This window comes from Saccharopolyspora sp. NPDC045941 (assembly GCF_056431445.1).
This window is the reverse complement of the sequence record NZ_JBWKKU010000001.1, coordinates 343,800-360,245: the sequence shown is the minus strand read 5'-3', so window position 1 is coordinate 360,245 and position 16,446 is coordinate 343,800. Positions and strand designations below refer to the sequence as shown.

18 protein-coding genes and 1 tRNA gene are annotated in these 16,446 nt (G+C 70.3%); 8 read left to right on the top strand and 11 right to left on the bottom strand.

The genetic code is table 11. The features are described from left to right. The first annotated feature begins 85 nt into the window (after positions 1–85). Positions 86–1,258 (top strand): 4-hydroxybenzoate 3-monooxygenase, encoded by a 1,173-nt coding sequence (gene pobA / locus AC07FN_RS01675; RefSeq protein ID WP_478393851.1) that lies wholly within the window; start codon positions 86–88, stop codon positions 1,256–1,258. A 4-nt stretch (positions 1,259–1,262) separates the two neighbouring features. Here the strand turns inward: pobA and AC07FN_RS01670 are convergent, their stop codons facing one another. Together AC07FN_RS01670 and AC07FN_RS01665 are read right to left on the bottom strand one after the other, a co-directional pair. Next, on the bottom strand, positions 1,263–2,456 hold the full coding sequence (locus AC07FN_RS01670) for a hypothetical protein (protein WP_478393850.1): 1,194 nt from the start codon (positions 2,454–2,456) through the stop codon (positions 1,263–1,265). Further along, entirely contained in the window at positions 2,441–3,421 is a 981-nt protein-coding gene (locus AC07FN_RS01665) for a hypothetical protein (RefSeq protein ID WP_478393849.1), read from the bottom strand. The genes AC07FN_RS01670 and AC07FN_RS01665 overlap by 16 nt, the downstream gene beginning before the upstream one ends. A 175-nt stretch (positions 3,422–3,596) precedes the next feature. Between AC07FN_RS01665 and AC07FN_RS01660 the strand changes: the two genes are divergently transcribed. The 4 genes from AC07FN_RS01660 to AC07FN_RS01645 all read left to right on the top strand — a co-directional run bounded on the left by AC07FN_RS01660 (position 3,597) and on the right by AC07FN_RS01645 (position 6,462). Then, positions 3,597–4,295 carry a class I SAM-dependent DNA methyltransferase gene (locus tag AC07FN_RS01660; RefSeq protein WP_478393848.1) on the top strand — a complete coding sequence of 233 codons (699 nt, stop codon included), beginning with the start codon at positions 3,597–3,599 and terminating at the stop codon, positions 4,293–4,295. A gap of 76 nt (positions 4,296–4,371) precedes the next feature. Then, positions 4,372–4,707: a hypothetical protein gene (locus tag AC07FN_RS01655; RefSeq protein ID WP_478393847.1), complete on the top strand. Its 336-nt coding sequence runs from the start codon at positions 4,372–4,374 to the stop codon at positions 4,705–4,707. A 54-nt stretch (positions 4,708–4,761) separates the two neighbouring features. Further along, positions 4,762–5,583 (top strand): LLM class F420-dependent oxidoreductase, encoded by an 822-nt coding sequence (locus AC07FN_RS01650; RefSeq protein ID WP_478393880.1) that lies wholly within the window; start codon positions 4,762–4,764, stop codon positions 5,581–5,583. 90 nt (positions 5,584–5,673) lie between these two features. Continuing rightward, positions 5,674–6,462 carry a CPBP family intramembrane glutamic endopeptidase gene (locus AC07FN_RS01645; RefSeq protein ID WP_478393846.1) on the top strand — a complete coding sequence of 263 codons (789 nt, stop codon included), beginning with the start codon at positions 5,674–5,676 and terminating at the stop codon, positions 6,460–6,462. On the opposite strand, the gene AC07FN_RS01640 is transcribed toward AC07FN_RS01645, so the two are convergent. Further along, positions 6,463–7,251, bottom strand: coding sequence for a TetR/AcrR family transcriptional regulator (locus AC07FN_RS01640; protein WP_478393845.1), 789 nt, complete (start codon positions 7,249–7,251; stop codon positions 6,463–6,465). 115 nt (positions 7,252–7,366) lie between these two features. Between AC07FN_RS01640 and AC07FN_RS01635 the strand changes: the two genes are divergently transcribed. Next, entirely contained in the window at positions 7,367–7,969 is a 603-nt protein-coding gene (locus AC07FN_RS01635) for a GNAT family N-acetyltransferase (RefSeq protein ID WP_478393844.1), read from the top strand. Positions 7,970–8,116: 147 nt separating this feature from the next. On the opposite strand, the gene AC07FN_RS01630 is transcribed toward AC07FN_RS01635, so the two are convergent. Together AC07FN_RS01630 and AC07FN_RS01625 are read right to left on the bottom strand one after the other, a co-directional pair. Further along, positions 8,117–8,524, bottom strand: coding sequence for a RidA family protein (locus AC07FN_RS01630; protein ID WP_478393843.1), 408 nt, complete (start codon positions 8,522–8,524; stop codon positions 8,117–8,119). Between the two features lie 150 nt (positions 8,525–8,674). Next, positions 8,675–9,568, bottom strand: coding sequence for a LysR family transcriptional regulator (locus tag AC07FN_RS01625; protein ID WP_478393842.1), 894 nt, complete (start codon positions 9,566–9,568; stop codon positions 8,675–8,677). A gap of 82 nt (positions 9,569–9,650) precedes the next feature. On the opposite strand from AC07FN_RS01625, the gene AC07FN_RS01620 reads away from it, so the two are divergent. Both AC07FN_RS01620 and AC07FN_RS01615 read left to right on the top strand, forming a co-directional pair. Further along, the gene (locus AC07FN_RS01620; protein WP_478393879.1) at positions 9,651–10,580 is read left to right on the top strand and encodes an EamA family transporter; all 930 of its coding nucleotides are present in this window, start codon (positions 9,651–9,653) and stop codon (positions 10,578–10,580) included. Continuing rightward, positions 10,577–11,209: an NAD(P)-dependent oxidoreductase gene (locus tag AC07FN_RS01615; RefSeq protein WP_478393841.1), complete on the top strand. Its 633-nt coding sequence runs from the start codon at positions 10,577–10,579 to the stop codon at positions 11,207–11,209. The genes AC07FN_RS01620 and AC07FN_RS01615 overlap by 4 nt, the downstream gene beginning before the upstream one ends. A gap of 367 nt (positions 11,210–11,576) precedes the next feature. Here the strand turns inward: AC07FN_RS01615 and AC07FN_RS01610 are convergent, their stop codons facing one another. The 6 genes from AC07FN_RS01610 to AC07FN_RS01585 all read right to left on the bottom strand — a co-directional run bounded on the left by AC07FN_RS01610 (position 11,577) and on the right by AC07FN_RS01585 (position 16,109). Continuing rightward, a complete protein-coding gene (locus AC07FN_RS01610) occupies positions 11,577–12,368 on the bottom strand; it encodes a hypothetical protein (protein ID WP_478393840.1) in 792 nt (263 codons plus the stop codon). A gap of 82 nt (positions 12,369–12,450) precedes the next feature. After that, positions 12,451–13,119 carry a YdcF family protein gene (locus tag AC07FN_RS01605; protein WP_478393839.1) on the bottom strand — a complete coding sequence of 223 codons (669 nt, stop codon included), beginning with the start codon at positions 13,117–13,119 and terminating at the stop codon, positions 12,451–12,453. Positions 13,120–13,315: 196 nt separating this feature from the next. After that, positions 13,316–13,390 (bottom strand) — tRNA-Ile (locus tag AC07FN_RS01600). A gap of 211 nt (positions 13,391–13,601) precedes the next feature. Then, positions 13,602–13,808, bottom strand: coding sequence for a hypothetical protein (locus AC07FN_RS01595; protein WP_478393838.1), 207 nt, complete (start codon positions 13,806–13,808; stop codon positions 13,602–13,604). A 453-nt stretch (positions 13,809–14,261) separates the two neighbouring features. After that, positions 14,262–14,471 (bottom strand): hypothetical protein, encoded by a 210-nt coding sequence (locus AC07FN_RS01590; RefSeq protein ID WP_478393837.1) that lies wholly within the window; start codon positions 14,469–14,471, stop codon positions 14,262–14,264. A gap of 384 nt (positions 14,472–14,855) precedes the next feature. After that, on the bottom strand, positions 14,856–16,109 hold the full coding sequence (locus tag AC07FN_RS01585) for an adenosylhomocysteinase (RefSeq protein WP_478393836.1): 1,254 nt from the start codon (positions 16,107–16,109) through the stop codon (positions 14,856–14,858). Between the last annotated feature and the right edge of the window lie 337 nt (positions 16,110–16,446).

Genomic DNA, 16,446 nt, shown 5'->3' with positions numbered 1-16,446 from the left:
CGTTTTCGCGCGGCGCGGCCCGCACGGCTTGCGGACTCCGGGAACCCGAAGTGGAGTGGTGCCAGCCCCGACGGGAGGAGCCGCCTTGCGCACCCAGGTCGCGATCGTCGGCGGCGGCCCCGCCGGGCTGCTGCTGTCCCACCTGCTGCACCTGCACGGCATCGACTCCGTCGTGCTGGAGCGGCACAGCCAGGAGTACGTCCAGCACCGCGTGCGCGCCGGCGTGCTCGAACAGGGCACCGCGGACCTGCTGCGCGAAGCCGGGGTCGGCGACCGGATGCTGCGCGAGGGCGACGTGCACGACGGCGTGCACCTGCAGTTCGACGAGGAACGCCTGCGCATCCCGTTCCGGGAGCTCACCGGCCGCGGGATCACCGTGTACGGCCAGCAGGAGGTGGTGCGCGACCTCGCCGAGCGCCGCCGGCGCGACGACGGCCAGGTGCTGTTCGAGGTCGCCGACGTCGGCGTGCACGACGTGACGACCGACCGGCCGTTCGTCCGCTTCACCCACGAGGGCGTCGAGCACGAACTGCACGCCGACTTCGTCGCGGGCTGCGACGGCTTCCACGGCGTCTGCCGGGACACCATCCCGGCCGGGACGCGGACCGTCTACGAGCGCGTCTACCCCTTCGGCTGGCTGGGCGTCCTGGCCTCCGTCGCGCCGTCCTCCGCCGAGCTGATCTACGCCAACCACGCCAACGGGTTCGCGCTGCACAGCATGCGGTCGGCCGAGGTGAGCCGCTTCTACCTGCAATGCGCCCCGGACGAGCCGCTCGACGAGTGGCCGGACGAGCGGATCTGGGCGGAGCTGCGGACCCGGCTGGGCACGCCGGGCTGGACGCTGCACGACGGCCCGATCATCGACAAGACCGTCACCGCGATGCGCAGCTTCGTGGCCGAACCGCTGCGCCACGGCCGCCTTTTCCTGGCCGGCGATTCCGCCCACATCGTCCCGCCGACCGGCGCGAAGGGGCTCAACCTCGCGGTGTCCGATGTGGACCGGCTCGCCGACGCGGTGGCCACCTACCACCGGACCGGCAGCACCACCGGCCTGGACGGCTACTCCGCGGCCTGCCTGCAACGGGTCTGGCGGGTGCAGAACTTCTCGTGGTGGATGACCTCGCTGACGCACCACTTCGGCGGCCCGGACGCGGCCTTCGAACGGCGCCTGCAGCGCGCCCAGTTCGACTACCTCCGCACCTCCACCGCGGCGGCCACCACGCTGGCGGAGAACTACGTCGGCCTCCCCCTGCGCTGACGGTTCACAGATCGACCGGCAGCCACTCGGAGCCCCGGTTCTCCTGCCACTCCGCCAGGGTCGGCAGGTCGACGGCCTCCGGGGCGTCCAGCGGCGGCTGCCACTGCCGGCCCGCCGCGACGACCACGAGCGGATCGGGCGGGAGCCCTCGCCGGAGGTCGAGCAGCAGGTCCAGGAACCGCTCGCCGAGCGGCGCATCCGCGTTGTCCAGCAGGGCCACGCAGTTCATCGCGCGCCCCAGCCGCCGGCCCGCGTGGGCCTGGCGCAGGTCGGCGAGGAAGGCCGCCAGGAGCACCTCGTCGAACTCGCGCGAACCCACCGCATCCGGCTCCGCCCACGGACCCGGTGCCACACCGGCGGAATCCCGGAACCCGGTCAACGCCCGCAGCCGCCTGCGCCACTGCGCCCGCTCGCCGCCGCTGAGCAACGCGTCCGCGAGGACGCCGGACCAGTTCAGCAGGGCTCCCGACGCCTGCAACGCGCCGACCACGGCGTCGAACGTCACCCGGGAGAAGTCCGGCTGCTCCGCGGCGAGCACCGCGTTGCGCAGCTTGGACAACGCCGTCCCGGCGCCGAAACCCGAACCCGCGGCGACGATGCACAGCATCAGGTGGCGGAACTGCGGCGAACCCCGGCCGCCGAACCGCACGGCCAGCTCGACCACCGCCCGGCGCAGCGACGTCAGCCCCTCCGCGTCGAAGTCGAGCCGGGTGTGCGGCACGGACGGCCCGCAATCCTCCGCCAGGTACGCCAGCATCTCGGTGCCGCTGCCGAGCAGCCGGATCACCGGCAGCTCGCGACCCGGGCCGTCCGGCGGCGTGATGCACTCCTGCACGAGGTCGTGGAGCAGGTCGTACCGGCTCCTGACCGCCGGTTCCGGCTCGGGCTCGGGATCCGGCGGCGCGCTCGGGCTCGCCAGGTGCTTGTCGAGGGCGGCGAGGAGCCTGCCGAGTTCCGAGTCGGAGGTGCCGGGGTTGAGCACCACGCCGTTGTGCTGCGTCAGCGGCCGCAGGCCGGTCGGCAGTTCCGCCGATTTCGGCATCGCCGCGTCGTCGATCAGCACCGGGATCACCCGCACGCCGTTGTGCAGCGCCGTCGAGATCTCCCGCACCACGACGTCGTTCGGGTTCTCCAGGCGCCGCTGTCCGAGCTCGTCGGCGATGACCATCCACTGCGGACCGATCACCGCGAGCAGCACGGCGCAGGAATCCGCACCATCGCCGGGAAGGTGTTGGCGGTGGCCAGCTGCGCGGAGTCGAACGGCTCGCCGCGCACCAGCTTCCCGCCGCGCTGCTGGTACGCGGCCTCGTACGCGTTCGCCAGGTCCCGGGCGAAGACCTCGTCCTGGTTGCGGTCCCAGACGACCAGCGCGAGCTGCGTCTCCTCCAGGCGCCTGACCAGCGCGCCGGCCTGCGCGGAGTTCGGCGGCGCCACCCGCAGCAGCCCCTTCGCCTCGGGCGCCGCCGGATCGGTCGCGAACTTGTCGGCGGTGATGATCGCGCCGACCATCGGAATCCTGTGCTGGGACAGGCGGTTTATCGCGTCCCGGGTGCCCGCGAGGCTCTGCCCGAGCCCGGTCACCGCCACCAGCCGGCCGTTCCCCTCGGGCTCCGCGAGCTGCCGCAGCTGCTCGACCACCGGCTCCCACTGCACGCTCCGGCTGCCGGGATTGGCCAGCAGCACCTGGATCAGCGGCAGGTTCCCGCCCCATTCCTCCCGGCCGTCGGCGTTCGCGCGCAGCTGCGAAACGTAGGTGCCCTCCAGGCCGCGCCGGACCGCCTCGATCGTGGTGGTGTCCGGCTTGGCGACGGTGAGCGGGCTGAAGTAGGCGATGCTCACGTAGGGCTTGTTCTGCTCGCGGCTGATCCGCCGCACCCGGGCGTTCTCCGCCGCGATCTTGTCCTGCACGACCCGCAGGCTGCCGTCGAAGCCGCCCCGCCCGTCGCTGAGCCCGAACTCGCCCGGCCCGTCGGTGACCCCGATGCACTCGTCCAGCGGCCCCGTCCGGTGCAGCCCGGAAGCGCAGCCGCTCGTCGTCGTGACGACGAAGTAGGCGGCGACCACCAGCACCACCGCGCAGGCCGCGGCGATGCCCAGCTGCGGCCAGCGCCGCCTGACCACCGGAACGTGGAACGGTCGCCGCTCCCTGCCGTCCTCCCCCATGCCGACCTCCCCGTCCGCACAAACAGGCAGTCCGCAACCATGTCGTCGCGGAAAGTGATCAGTCAAGCCGTTCCCCGAACCCGGGGCGGACCTGTGATCCCGCACGGAGCAACGCTGGGCCGGCCGGCGGAAAAATCGTTTCGCGGCAGGAGCACCGGGCTGAATAATCGGCCCAATGGAGTTCAGCGATTTCGACGCGCGGGGATATCGCACCGTGGACGTCCGCACCGGATACGGCGAATGGGTCACGCACTACGAGCAGACCGTCGAGGACGCGATGGACATCGCGCTGCTCGACCGGCTCCAGGAGCCGTCCTGGGCGGCCGTCACGCGGGCCGCCGACCTCGGCTGCGGCACCGGACGGACCGGGCAGTGGCTGCGGGACAAGGGAATCCCATCGATCGACGGGGTGGACCTGACGCCGGAGATGCTCGCCTTCGCGCAGCGCCGCGGCGCCCACGACCGGCTCGTGGAGGCCGACGTCGCCGCCACCGGTCTCCCCGATGCGGCCTACGACCTGGTGATCTCGTCGCTGATCGACGAGCACCTGGACGACCTGAACCCGCTGTACCGGGAGGCGTGGCGGCTGGCCGCGCCGAAGGCCGCGTTCGTGCTGGTGACGTTCCACCCGCACTTCATCATGACCTCGGGCATGCCGACGCACTACACCAACGACGCCGGCGAATCGGTGGCCATCACCACCAACGTGCACCTCATCAGCGACCACGTGGCGGCGGCGCTAGCGGCGGGCTGGCGGCTGGCGGAGCTGCGCGAGGGCGTGATCGACGACGAATGGCTCGCGGTGAAGCCGAAGTGGGAGCGCTTCCGCAACCACCCGATCTCCGCCGCCTACGTCTGGCGCAAGGACGGCTGACGCCCGGACGTTGGTCCCGCCGCGAGCCGGACCTCCGCCCTTGTCCTCCGCCGGGCCACCGGCGAAGCTGACGATCATGATTCGAGTGGAGAAGCTGGCCGACGTCGTCGGCGTCGTGACCCTGGCGATGGGCGCCGGGCTGACCGTCGCCCCGCGGCCGGTGTCGAAGGCCCTCGGGCTCGGCGACGACGTCGGCTTCTCCCGCGCCGTCGGGATCGCCGACCTGGCGCTGACCCCCGGCCTGCTGCGCGGTCGCCCGCGCTGGCCGTGGATGGCCGGCCGGGCGGCGCTGAACCTGGTGATCGCCAACCACTACCGGAGTCGGCGCGCCTCGGCGGGCATGCTCGGCATGGCCGCGCTGACGGTGGTCGACGGGGGCTTGGCCGTCGCCCTGCGGGCCCGCCGCCGCTGACACGGTCGGGCGATGCCGGGAATGCCGCGAGAGCTCGCCGTGTTGGCCATGGCCATGACCGCAGAACTCGGCAAACTCGGCATCTGGCGGCTGTCCACCGGGCTCGACCCCGAACTGGCGATCGAGGTGGAGAGGCTCGGCTACGGCACGATCTGGATCGGCGGCTCGCCGCCGGCGGACCTGGCGCTGGCGGAACGACTGCTGGACGCCACCGACGGGATCACCGTCGCCACCGGGATCGTGAACATCTGGAACTCCGACGCCCGGACCGTGGCCGAGTCCTACCACCGGATCGCCGCGAAGCACCCGGACCGGTTCGTCCTCGGCATCGGCGCCGGCCACCGCGAGATGACCGACACCTACACGAAGCCGTACCAGGCGCTGGTCGACTACCTCGACCGGCTGGACGCCGCCGGGGTTCCCGCGTCCGGCCGCGTGCTCGCCGCGCTCGGCCCGAAGGTGCTCCAGCTGGCCGGCGACCGGGCCGCGGGAGCCCACCCGTACCTGACCGTTCCCGAGCACACCAGGCACGCCAGGGAGATCCTCGACGACGCGCCGCTGCTCGCCCCGGAGCAGAAGGTCGTGCTCGACACCGACCCGGAGCGCGCCCGCGCCACCGGCCGCGCGGCGGTGGAGATGTACCTGAACCTGAGCAACTACACCAAGAACCTGCGCCGGTACGACTTCACCGCCGAGGACGTCGCGGTGCCCGGCAGCGACCGCCTGATCGACGCCCTGGCCCTGCACGGCAACGCGGAGCAGATCGCCGAAGGCATCAACGCGCACCTGGAGGCGGGCGCGAACCACGTGGGCATCCAGGCACTCGGCGGCGACCCGCTGCCGACCTTCCGCGCGCTCGCCGAAGCACTGCGCTGACGTCAGGGGCGGGTCGGGGTTCTCCCCGATGCGCGGTCGTCAGTGCGGCGGGAGGATTCCCTGGTCCGAAGTGGAGGATCGGGGGGTTTCGTGGCGACGCGTGGGGCTTGGTCGAGGTCGCCGTGGACGTTCTTCGCGCTGGTCTTCGTCCTGGCCGCCCCGTTCGTGCTCCTCGGCGAGTTCTCCGACGCGCGACTGCCGGCGAACCTGCCGTTGAGCGCCCTGCAGTTCGTCGTCCCGCTGGTGGCCGCTGCGATCCTCGTCGGCATCAACGACGGTGCCGGCGAGGTGCGCAGGATTCTCCGTGCCGCCGTTGACGTTTCGAGCATCAGGCGGCGGATCTGGTACGCGCCGATCCTGCTGATCATGCCCGCGGTCACGCTGGTGTCGTACTGGCTGATGCTGCTCGCCGGGCAACCGCTGCCCGAACCGCGCATCTCGTGGACGGCGGTGCTGATCTACTGCGTGCTCTACTTCATCGCGGGCGTCGCGGAGGAAGTGGGCTGGACGGGCTACGCCACCGGCCCGATGCAGCAGCGGTGGGGAGCGCTCGGCGGCGGCGCCATCGTCGGAACCGTGTGGGCGGCCTGGCACCTGGTGCCGTACCTGCAGCTCCACGAGCCCGCGTGGGCGTTCTGGCAGTGCGCCTCCACCGTCGCGGCCAGGGTGATCATCGTGTGGCTGCACAACAACACGGGGCGCAGCGTGTTCACCGCGGTCCTGTTCCACATGACGATGAACGTGACGTACTCGATGTCGGAGGACGGCTGGGCCTACGACCCGGCGTTCGCGGCGCCCGTCATGCTGGCCGCGGCGGCCCTCGTCGTGGCCCTCTGGGGACCGAAAACCCTTGCCCGGTACCGGTTCTCGTCCCGCTGATCACAGACGAGCGCCGATGCCGTCCAGCACGCGTTGCAAGCCGAACTCGAACCAGTCGTCGAGCCGCGCCGCCGAGGACACCTCGGCCAGCCACGGGTAGCGGACGCCTGCGGCGCCGACCAGGTGGTCCCGCCGCGCCGACCACCACCGCTCGTAGCCGACCCCGGAGTCCCGGAACGCCTCCTCCTCCGCGGCCAGCAGCAGAGCCATGCCCTGCACGTAGCCGCTGACGAGCAGGTACACCGAGAGGCTCGTGTCGGCGTCGAAGTGCCCGGCGAGCGCGGTCATCGACCGGTCGACCATCGCGAGCACGGAGCCGCCCAGCGGCGGGCGCGTCGAGGCAAGCACCGCCAGCACCCACGGATGTCGTTGGTACAGCGCCCATTCCTGCCGCGCCTGACGCTCCAGCGCTGCGCGCCAATCGGCGGAATCCCGATCTGCTGGCCGGTATTCCGCGACAACGGCGTCCACCATCGCGCGGACCAGTTCGTCCTTTCCGGACACGTGCCGGTACAACGCCATCGCCGCAACGCCGTTGCTGGCCGCGACGGCGCGCATGGAGACCGCGGAAAGCCCTTCGGCGTCGGCGATCCGGATCGCGCTCCGCACGATCGCCGCGCGGTCCAAATCTCCGCACGCGCGTTCGCCCCTGGGCGCGAAACGGCGGTTCAGCCCGCCGCCGTCCTTTCTGGCCCGGTACGCGCGCGCCTGGCAGGACCGGCTGCAGTAGCGGCGCGGCCTGCCCCGCTCGGCGGCCGCGAGCTCGACGCCGCATTGCGCACACCGCATGGGATCTTCCTTTTCGTCACACGACTTCTCGTGACGAAAAGGCTCGCCACCACCCGATACTGCCCGAAGAATGGCGGGAGAACAGGGCTGTTTACCACGTATTGAAGGGACCGCGATGGAGCTGATCGTCCGCCGGGCCGCGCCCGCCGAACTGGACCGCATCGTCCCGGCCTACGCCGCGGCCTGCACCGACGAAGCGGTCACCAGCTGGGTCGCGTCCGGCCGGGAGCTCCCCGGCGCGCTGTTCCGGGACTCCGTCCGCGAAGCGCTGGCCGCGGACGAAGTCCTGGTCGCGCAACGCGCGGACGGGACGATCGAGGGACTGTCGGTCTGGCTGACCTTGCGGTCGGCGGAGCGGGTCCGCCGGGAGGCGGTGGCGCTGGCCGAATCGGCCGGTGCCGATCCCGTGCTGCGCCGCATGGCCACCGTGCTGACGCTGGTCGCGGCGCGGCACCCGGACGAGCCGCACGTCTTCCTGTCCTCCATGGGCGTGCTCGCCGCGAGCCGCGGAAGCGGCGTCGGAAGCGCGATCCTGCGGCACCGGCTCCACCGAGCCGACGCCGAGGCCCAGCCGACGTACCTGGAAGCGAGCACGCCGCGCAACCGGGCCCTCTACGCGCGGCACGGCTTCGAGCCGCTGGGCGAGCCGATCGAGCTTCCCGACGACGGCCCCCGGCTGCAACCCATGTGGCGCGAACCGCGTCCGGCAGGCGGGTGACCCACCGCAATTTCCATTGAAATCGAAGGTTCGATTTCAATGGAAATTGCGGCCAGAACAGGACCCGCTGATCTCCGCAGCGGGCCGAAAGCCCTTGCCCGTTGCGGGCTCTCGCCCGGTCGGGCGACCCGCCGGCAACGCACCTGATCAGTCGATGATCGCGGTGGCCTCGACCTCGACCAGGTGCTCGGGCACGTGCAGCGCCGCCACGCCCAGCAGCGTGGCCGGCGGCACCGGGGTGACGCCCAGCTTCGCCGCCGCCCGCGCGACGCCTTCCATGAACAGGGGCAGCTTGTCGGGCGTCCAGTCGGCGACGTAGACGGTCAGCTTCGCCACGTCGTCGAAGGAAGCGCCGACCTCGGCAAGGGCGGTGCCGACGTTGAGGTAGCACTGCTCGACCTGGGCGGTGAGATCGCCTTCGCCGACCGTGATCCCGTTGGCGTCCCACGCGACCTGCCCGGCAATGAAGACCAGCTTCGAGCCGGTCGCGATCGACACCTGCCGGTAGGCGCCGATTTCCGGCAATCCGCTGGGGTTCACCAGGGTGATGGCCATGCTGCCTGCTTCCTCCTCGTGCGAGCCAGGGGCTCGCCTCCTCCGGTTCTTCGCAAACCGTAGGAAAGTGGCCGCTGACATGGAAGAACGCACTTTTCGGTGACTCGGGAACCTCGCGGTGACCGAGCAGTTCAGCGCGATGACGGCGGATCAGGACCGGTCGGCGAGGTCGTGCGCGGGGACGCCGGCGATCTCCAGGAAGGCCTTCGCCGCGGGCGTCGGGCCGACGTCGTTCCACACCAGGTACTCGATGCGGGCCGGCGCGTCGGACACCTCGATGGTCTGCACGCCCGTCAGCTGCGGCACGTAGGTGGAGGCGAGCATGGCGATGCCGAGGCCCCGCCGGACGATCCGGACCATCAGGTCCGGGGCGGGCACCTCGAAGGCGATGTCGCGGTCCAGGCCCGCCGCGGCGAAGGCCTGATCGGATTGGGCGCGACCGGCCGACCCGAGGGGGAAGTCCACGAACACCTCGGCGGCAAGCCGGCGGAGGTCGACCTCCGGTTCCCCGGCGAGCGGGTGCCCGGGCGCGACGACGGCGACGAGCCGATCCCGGGCGGTCACCCGGGTGCGGACCCCGCGCGGCTCGATCGTGGCCGGCAGCCCCAGGCAGGCGACGTCGAGGACGCCATCCCTGACCTGTGCGACGAGCTCCTCGCTGGCGCCGACGCGCAGGCCGATGCGCACGTTCGGGTACCGGCTGCGGAATTCGTGCAGCGCGGCCGGGATGTCCACTGCGGCGACGGTGGGGATCACGCCGACGGTCAGCCGCCCGCGCACCTCGCCGAGGGCCGCGGCGACCTCGGCCGCGGCACGCTCGGCGGCGTCGAGGCATTGCCGGGCGGCGGGCAGGAACGCCTCGCCGGCCGGCGTCAGCCGCACCCGGCGGCTGGTGCGCTCGAAGAGCTTGCCGCCGAGTTCCCGTTCCAGGCGCGCCACCTGGTGGCTGAGCGCGGACTGGACGACCAGGCACCGCTCGGCGGCGCGGGTGAAGCTGTTCGTCTCGGCGACCGCGACGACGTAGCGCATCTGCTGGAGCTCCATGGATCTATCGTGCATCGAGATGGATCCGGTGACAAACATGTGTTGGACTCATCGACGCTGGTCGACCGAGACTTGCCGGGTGATGAACCAGACGATCTCCGCGACCGCCGACAGCGGCGCGGCAAGCGGGATCGCATCCCGCACCGCGTTGACGGCGCTCGCGCCCATGGTGTGGGGCACGACCTACGTGGTCACCACCGAACTCCTCCCGCCAGGCCACCCCTTCTTCGCGGGGATCCTGCGCGCGTTGCCCGCGGGGCTGATCGCGTTGGCGCTCACGCGGACGCTGCCGCGCGGGACGTGGTGGGGGAAGGCCGCGGTGCTCGGCGTGCTGAACATCGGGATGCTCTTCGCGATGTTGTTCGTGGCGGCCGAGCGGCTGCCGGGCGGTGTTGCCGCCACGCTCGGCGCGTCGCAACCGCTCATCGTGGCGGTCCTGGCGGTCGCGGTCCTCGGTGAGCGCCCCTCCGCTTGGCGGTTCGCCTGGGGTGTCGTCGGCGTCGTGGGCGTCGGCCTGGTGGTGATCGGCCCGGATGCGGCGTTCGACGGCCCCGGGATCCTGGCCGGCCTCACCGCCGCGGCTTCGATGGCGCTGGGCGTGACGCTCACCAAGCGGTGGGGACGTCCCGCCAATGTCGGGCCCACCGCTTTCGCGGGGTGGCAGCTCACCGCAGGTGGCCTGTTCCTCGTGCCCGTCACGTTCTTCTTCGAGGGGCCCCCGCCGGCGATCGACCTGCCCGGCGCACTCGGCTACCTCTGGCTGGGGCTGGTCGGCGGTTTGGCCGCATACGTCCTGTGGTTCCGCGGCATCAAGACGCTGCCGGTCACCTCGGTCGCCGTCCTCGGCCTGTTCTCCCCGATCGTCGCCGCGCTCCTCGGCGCGGTGCTGCTCGGCCAGACGCTGGGCCAGATCCAGCTGCTCGGCTTCGCGCTCTCGCTAGCCGCAATCGTCGCGGGCCAGTTCTCCCCGCGACTCACTCCGAACTTCACCGCAGAAAGGACCGCACGATGAGGATCGCCGTCATCGGAGCCGCCGGCATGGTCGGCTCCCGAGTCACCTCCGAAGCCTCCGACCGAGGACACGACGTCACCGCCGTGTTCCGCGGAGAAGTACCCGCATCCCTGCCCGGAGGCGTGAACGCCGTCCGGGGCGATGCCACCAACCGGGACGAGATGAGCAAGCTGTTCACCGAAGCCGACGCGATCGTGGCGGCGACCCGCCCCCGTCCGGGGCGGGAAGGCACGGTCCCCGCGACGATCACGGCATTGCTCGACGCGGCCGTGGAAACCCGAACCCGCATCGTCGTCATCGGAGGCGCCGGACCGCTGCAGACCCCGGGACGCCCCGAGCAGCTCGTGGTCGACAACCCCGACTACGTGGCCCCGGAGTGGCGCGTCATCGCCGCGGCCAGCGTCGCGCAACTGGACGCCTGCCGCGAACACCCGGCCGACTGGGTGTACCTGTCGCCGCCCGCGGTCCTCGAACCGGGCCACCGCACCGGAACCTACCGGCGCGGCGGTACCACGCTGCTCACCGACGAGGAAGGCGCGTCCCGGATCTCGGCGGAGGACCTCGCGGTGGCGGTCCTCGACGAACTGGAGAACCCGCGCGACGAGAAGCACTTCACCGTCGGCTACTGACCGGTCGAGGTAGCGCCGACCGCACCCTGCGTGCCACACGTGATCGACGACCGGTTAGGCAGCTTTCGGAGCGGACGACCCGGGATCCTCTCCTGTGGGCCAGGACAGGACGGGGATCAAGATGGTCAGCACCAGTGCGATGCTCGACGAGCCCAAACCCAGGCAGGCGACAACGCCCATACCTCGCCGCCCCCACACAGCCCGGCCGGGTACTTGGTGTTCTCGCGCCGGTAGCTGATGAAGATCCGCTTCTCCACGCGAGACGCAGAACTCCCGGAAGACGACACCGGCTCCCCCTCTGCGGCTAGATCGACACCGTGCCACAACGCCCGGAAGGCCGTCGAGGCATTGCGGACTTCCCCGCGAGTCAGACGGTCGGGCGTTCGTCCTGGCGCGTCCAGGTCCAGGGGACGCAGGGGTCCATCTCGCCGGACAGCGCGAGGGTGACCAGGCACCGGCGCACGTCGTCGACGGGGATCACCTCGCCGGGCAGGAACGTGGCGTTGTGCTCCTGGTTGACGGTGATGGCGGGCAGGCCGTCGCCGCCGGAGCCGCGGGTGGTGAAGCACAGCGCGGCGGTGTGATCGGTTTCGGGGAACTCGGCCATGACCGCGCCCCATCCGCCTCGGTAGCCGAAAGTGACGAAGATGTGCTGGTCGAGCACTTCGTCGGACGGGGCGATACGCCACGCTCCCGGCGGCTCGACGAGCAGGTAGACCTGGTCGTCGTCGGGCACCGCCAAGATCTTGTCGATCATCGCGATCTTGTCCTCGTCGGTGGCCACGACGACGTAGTCGTCATCGGCGGCGGCAGCCCGGTCGATGCGCATCCGCCCGGCGCTCTGGCTCCGGCCTCCTGTGACGCGCTCGTGAACGCAGGGCAACCCGTTGGGCACCGGGATCACGGTCAGCGCGGCATCGTCGACCACCGCGGTGGTGATCCCCCCGTCACGGGCGTTGGAGACCCACTGGGCGTGATCACCGGACAGGTCGGTGCCGTCGCCGAGAACGTGCCGGATGAGCTCGGCCAGCCAGTCAGCGGCCTCGACAGGGGTGTTGAGGATCCGGTCCGGAACGAGCGTCTTGACCCGCTCGTCATCGGGTAAGGCATCGTTCGCCTCGGCGGCCTCGATGTAACCGTGGAAGTGCTGACCGCCCATGGAGCCGGAATCCCCTTCTGTTGATCTTCCAGCGAAGGCTAGTCCAACGACAAGACCCGCACGGCGGTCAACGGCAGGGGAACTAGTCGTGCACGAGTCTGGTCGTGTAGCCCGCTTCGACGAGGTGGGCGTACGCCTCGTTCACCTCGGGTGGGACTTCTTGGGGGATGGCGAAGCCCTTCTCGGCGTAGAGCTCCACTCGCTGCGTGTCCCCCACGAGCATGTTGATCACGCGGTTCACGTCGCCGATCGACCGCACGTACTCGTCCAGGGGCAGGCGCTGGGAGCTGCACATGATCTCCACCTCCGGCCAGATCTTCCTGGCCGTCGCGAACGCTCGCCGCTGTTGGTACGGGCGCGACACCAGCAGCATCGACTCGCACCGGATTCCCTTGGCCGCCAGGAGTTCTCGCGTGTACTCGATGTTCTCGGCCGTGTTCGTCGCTCGCGGCTCCACCGCGATCGCGGTGTCCGGCACTCCGCGTTCCAGCGCGCGTTCGCGGTAGTGCACGGCCTCTCCCCTCGGGAAGCGCTCCACCGTTGTCGGCGCGTTCGCTCCGGTGAACACGATCAGCGGGAAGTAGCCGCCCCGGTAGAGGTCGACGACGTGGTCCGCCACGCCGAGGTCGTGGCCGCCCAGACCGACGCCCACGTCGCAGGGCCGCAGCTCGTGGTGGAGGTCGTGGTACTCCCAGAGCCGCTGCACGTCCGCTCGGATGTGTTCGGGGATGGCCGGCGTCGGTGCGTTCATGGCCGCCTTTCGCGCCTTCGGCTCGGTCAGGGATCTCGCCTTCAGGATGCTCACTGCTGGGCGGCGACCGCGCACGGCGATGCCGACCGCCCCGGGAGCGCAAGATCGCGGATCAGCACGGTTCGCAAAAAGCGCGGGAAAGGTCCGGAGATGATCTCCCCCGCCTGCCCACCGCGGTGTTCCACCAGGTGTTTTGTGGGGCAGGTGGGACTTGAACCCACGACCTGACGGATTATGAGTCCGCTGCTCTGACCTGCTGAGCTACTGCCCCAGGATTGCTTTCGCAATACCGGCGATCGTAGCGATGTCGCGGGGGGTTGGAGCTGGCGGGTGGACCCGCCGACCGGCCTACGACCCGATTGGTCGGACCGGTCGAACGCGCTGCGCACGGCGTTACGCCGAGCGGCCTACCGGGGGTTTCGGACGGACGAAAACGGGGCCGGCGCACCTGTGCGGTGCGCCGGCCCCGATCGGTCTGCTGCTCAGCTGATGAAGCTGAACACGTCGAAGGCTCCGGTCAGCTGGCCGATGACCGCGATCGTGGCCATCAGCGCGCCGATCCCGGCCACCGTCAGCACCGAGAGCATGATCAAGTAGACGAGCGCCTTGATCGGCTTCGGCAGCTTGGTGACCGAGGCGAAATCCGGCAGCGAGATGTGCGATTCCTTGCCGATACCTGGTGCGGACATACTGACTCCCCCGTCCTCTTTCAGTCCCCTTGGAGAACCACCACTGCTCAAGAGACGAAGCGCAACGGGATTCCGTTGCGCGCAACGCATCACGAGTTCGTTTCGGTCAGCAATCGAGCGGATCAACCAGCACAGTCGGTCTTTCCGGCCCGCGGCTCACGGGCCCGGACAAATCATCCGTGCTCCAACCGACCGCCGCGAGCCGGCCATGGACGAGATCGTGCGGTGCTCCCGGATCGTTATCCGACCCGCCGTCCAATTCGCTCGGACAGGTGACACGAACGCGGAACCGCCCCACTACCAGAAGATCCAGTCGCGGGACTCTCCCCGGCTCATGCGCTGCTCGCACCCGCCACCGGCCGAATGCCTGCCGTCGCGGTTGCGCTCCTGCTCAAAGCTTACCTTGTCGGGTGAACTCCGGTGCCACCGACCGCGTGCGTCCACAGAGGCCGGTCACGGGCAGCGGCGACGGCGGGACAAGCCGGGCGCGCGCACGTTCCACTCCTGCTCGGCGAAGCCGGGACCGACTGCGGCGCAGGCCGGCTCGAACGCGTGGGCCACGACATCCGGCAGGTCTCCCACGTTCGACAGCACCGCCGTCGTGATCGTGGTCTCGTTGCTCGCGGCCGGCTGGGGCCGGCCGCTGCGGTGGGCCGGTTTCAATTGAGGTTTTCCAACCTCGTTCTGCGTGGCGGTGCGAGTAGCGGAACCTCAGAGGCTCCCTGGACTGTGGGTGCCCTGACTTATGTATGCCCAATACACGGCGTCAGGGCCGTCCTCGCCAGGAAAACCTCTGAGAACCCGCGGCGGTGCCAGTGTCGTAGGTGGGCTATGCGCCTGCGGCGCATGCGACACCTCACCGACGTGCAGCTTTGCGACCCGCTGCTGCGGGCCGACCAGGATGAAAAACGCTCATTGAAACTGGCAGTTGCACCGGGCTCGGGCTTCCGGAGCAGCATGATCAGCAGTGACTTCGCTGCGGGTCCTGGGACGACGCCGCCCCGGGCGTCGAGACGACCGGGGCGGGACCGCTGCGGGACGCGACGATCAGGTACCGACGCGCCAGTCGGTCAGGTACCGCTTCTGCTGGTCGGACAGCTGCTCGATCTCGACGCCGTAGGCGTCCAGCTTCGCCTTCGCCACGCGGTTCTCGATGTCCTTCGGGATGCCGTGCACGCCCGCGGGCAGCGACTCCGCGTTGGCCACCAGGTATTCCAGCGCCAGCGCCTGGGTCGCGAAGGTCATGTCCATCACCTCGGCCGGGTGCGCCTCCGCGGCCGACTGGCCGACCAGCCGGCCCTCGGCCAGCAGCAGCACCCGGTTGCCCGCCGGGAGTCGGTACTCGACGCAGTTCGGGCGGAGCTCGGTGACCTCTTCGGCCTCCTTGCGCAGGTCCTCGACGCCGATCTCGATGTCGAAGTGGCCGGAGTTCGCGACGACCGCGCCGTCCTTCATCTTGCGCATGTGCTCGATCGTGATGACGTCCCGGTTCCCGGTGACCGTCACGAAGATGTCGCCGTGCTCGGCGGCGCGCGACATCGGCATCACGGTCAGGCCGTCGAGGACGGCCTCCAGCGCCCGCACCGGGTCGACCTCGACGACGATGACGTTGGCGCCCATGCCCCTGGCGCGCATCGCGACACCGCGGCCGCACCAGCCGTAGCCGACGACGACGAAGGTGGAGCCGGCGAGCAGCATGTTGGTCGCCCGCAGGATGCCGTCGATGGTGTTCTGGCCGGTGCCGTAGCGGTTGTCGAACAGGTGCTTGGTGGCCGCGTCGTTCGTCGGGAACACCGGGTAGCGCAGCGCGCCGTCGTCGGCCATGTTCTTGATCCGGAGGACGCCCGTGGACGTCACCTCGGTGCCGCCGATCACGTCGGTGAGGAGCTCGGCGTGGTCGTTGTGGATCGTGGTGGTGAGGTCCGCGCCGTCGTCGACGACGATGGTCGGACGGGTCTTGAGCACCGCCTGGACGTGCTCGTAGAACGTGTCGCGGTCCGCGCCGTACACCGCGAAGACCTCGGCGCCGAGGTCGCGCTGGATCGAGGCGGCGACGTCGTCCTTGGTGGACAGCGGGTTGGATCCGCACAGCGCGACCTCGGCCCCGCCCGCGACCAGCGCGCGCACCATGTTCGCCGTCTCCGTGGTGACGTGCAGGCAAGCCGCGATGCGGTGACCGGTGAACGGCTTCGTCTCCGCGAACTGCTCGGTCAGCGTGCGCAGAACCGGCATGCGCCGGGACGCGAAATCTATCTTGCGTTGTCCTTGATCGGCCAGCGCCAGATCGTGCACCATACCCATCGAAAAGCCCTGCTCTCCTCAGTCACGTCAGCCTGGAGCGCACTCCGGAAAGATCGGGGTGCACTCATCTTCGAAAGGCCGCCACGTCAATTTTCACGGGGCGCCGGTGCTGGAGAAGACTCCCGGAACATTGAGCGGGCTAATTCACATTTCCCCAACACTGGAGCCGACCCTACAGCAGCCCCGCAATGAAGTCGAGCGCTCCATTTGCCCGACGGACGAGAACGCGTTGTCGAACAAAACCGACATCTGCTGGTTCTTCCACCCGCGCCACGCTGGGCGGTTAGCGGAAGCGAACTCCATGTTCACCCATTCGCTGCAACGCATTACGCGGTCC

Bases quoted from the DNA above. Each gene is read 5' to 3' on its own strand.
- AC07FN_RS01665 (WP_478393849.1), bottom strand. From the start codon at position 3,421: ATGGGGGAGGACGGCAGGGAGCGGCGACCGTTCCACGTTCCGGTGGTC.
- AC07FN_RS01660 (WP_478393848.1), top strand. From the start codon at position 3,597: ATGGAGTTCAGCGATTTCGACGCGCGGGGATATCGCACCGTGGACGTC.
- AC07FN_RS01655 (WP_478393847.1), top strand. From the start codon at position 4,372: ATGATTCGAGTGGAGAAGCTGGCCGACGTCGTCGGCGTCGTGACCCTG.
- AC07FN_RS01650 (WP_478393880.1), top strand. From the start codon at position 4,762: ATGACCGCAGAACTCGGCAAACTCGGCATCTGGCGGCTGTCCACCGGG.
- AC07FN_RS01640 (WP_478393845.1), bottom strand. From the start codon at position 7,251: ATGCGGTGTGCGCAATGCGGCGTCGAGCTCGCGGCCGCCGAGCGGGGC.
- AC07FN_RS01635 (WP_478393844.1), top strand. From the start codon at position 7,367: ATGGAGCTGATCGTCCGCCGGGCCGCGCCCGCCGAACTGGACCGCATC.
- AC07FN_RS01630 (WP_478393843.1), bottom strand. From the start codon at position 8,524: ATGGCCATCACCCTGGTGAACCCCAGCGGATTGCCGGAAATCGGCGCC.
- AC07FN_RS01625 (WP_478393842.1), bottom strand. From the start codon at position 9,568: ATGGAGCTCCAGCAGATGCGCTACGTCGTCGCGGTCGCCGAGACGAAC.
- AC07FN_RS01620 (WP_478393879.1), top strand. From the start codon at position 9,651: ATGAACCAGACGATCTCCGCGACCGCCGACAGCGGCGCGGCAAGCGGG.
- AC07FN_RS01615 (WP_478393841.1), top strand. From the start codon at position 10,577: ATGAGGATCGCCGTCATCGGAGCCGCCGGCATGGTCGGCTCCCGAGTC.
- AC07FN_RS01610 (WP_478393840.1), bottom strand. From the start codon at position 12,368: ATGGGCGGTCAGCACTTCCACGGTTACATCGAGGCCGCCGAGGCGAAC.
- AC07FN_RS01605 (WP_478393839.1), bottom strand. From the start codon at position 13,119: ATGAACGCACCGACGCCGGCCATCCCCGAACACATCCGAGCGGACGTG.
- AC07FN_RS01595 (WP_478393838.1), bottom strand. From the start codon at position 13,808: ATGTCCGCACCAGGTATCGGCAAGGAATCGCACATCTCGCTGCCGGAT.
- AC07FN_RS01585 (WP_478393836.1), bottom strand. From the start codon at position 16,109: ATGGGTATGGTGCACGATCTGGCGCTGGCCGATCAAGGACAACGCAAG.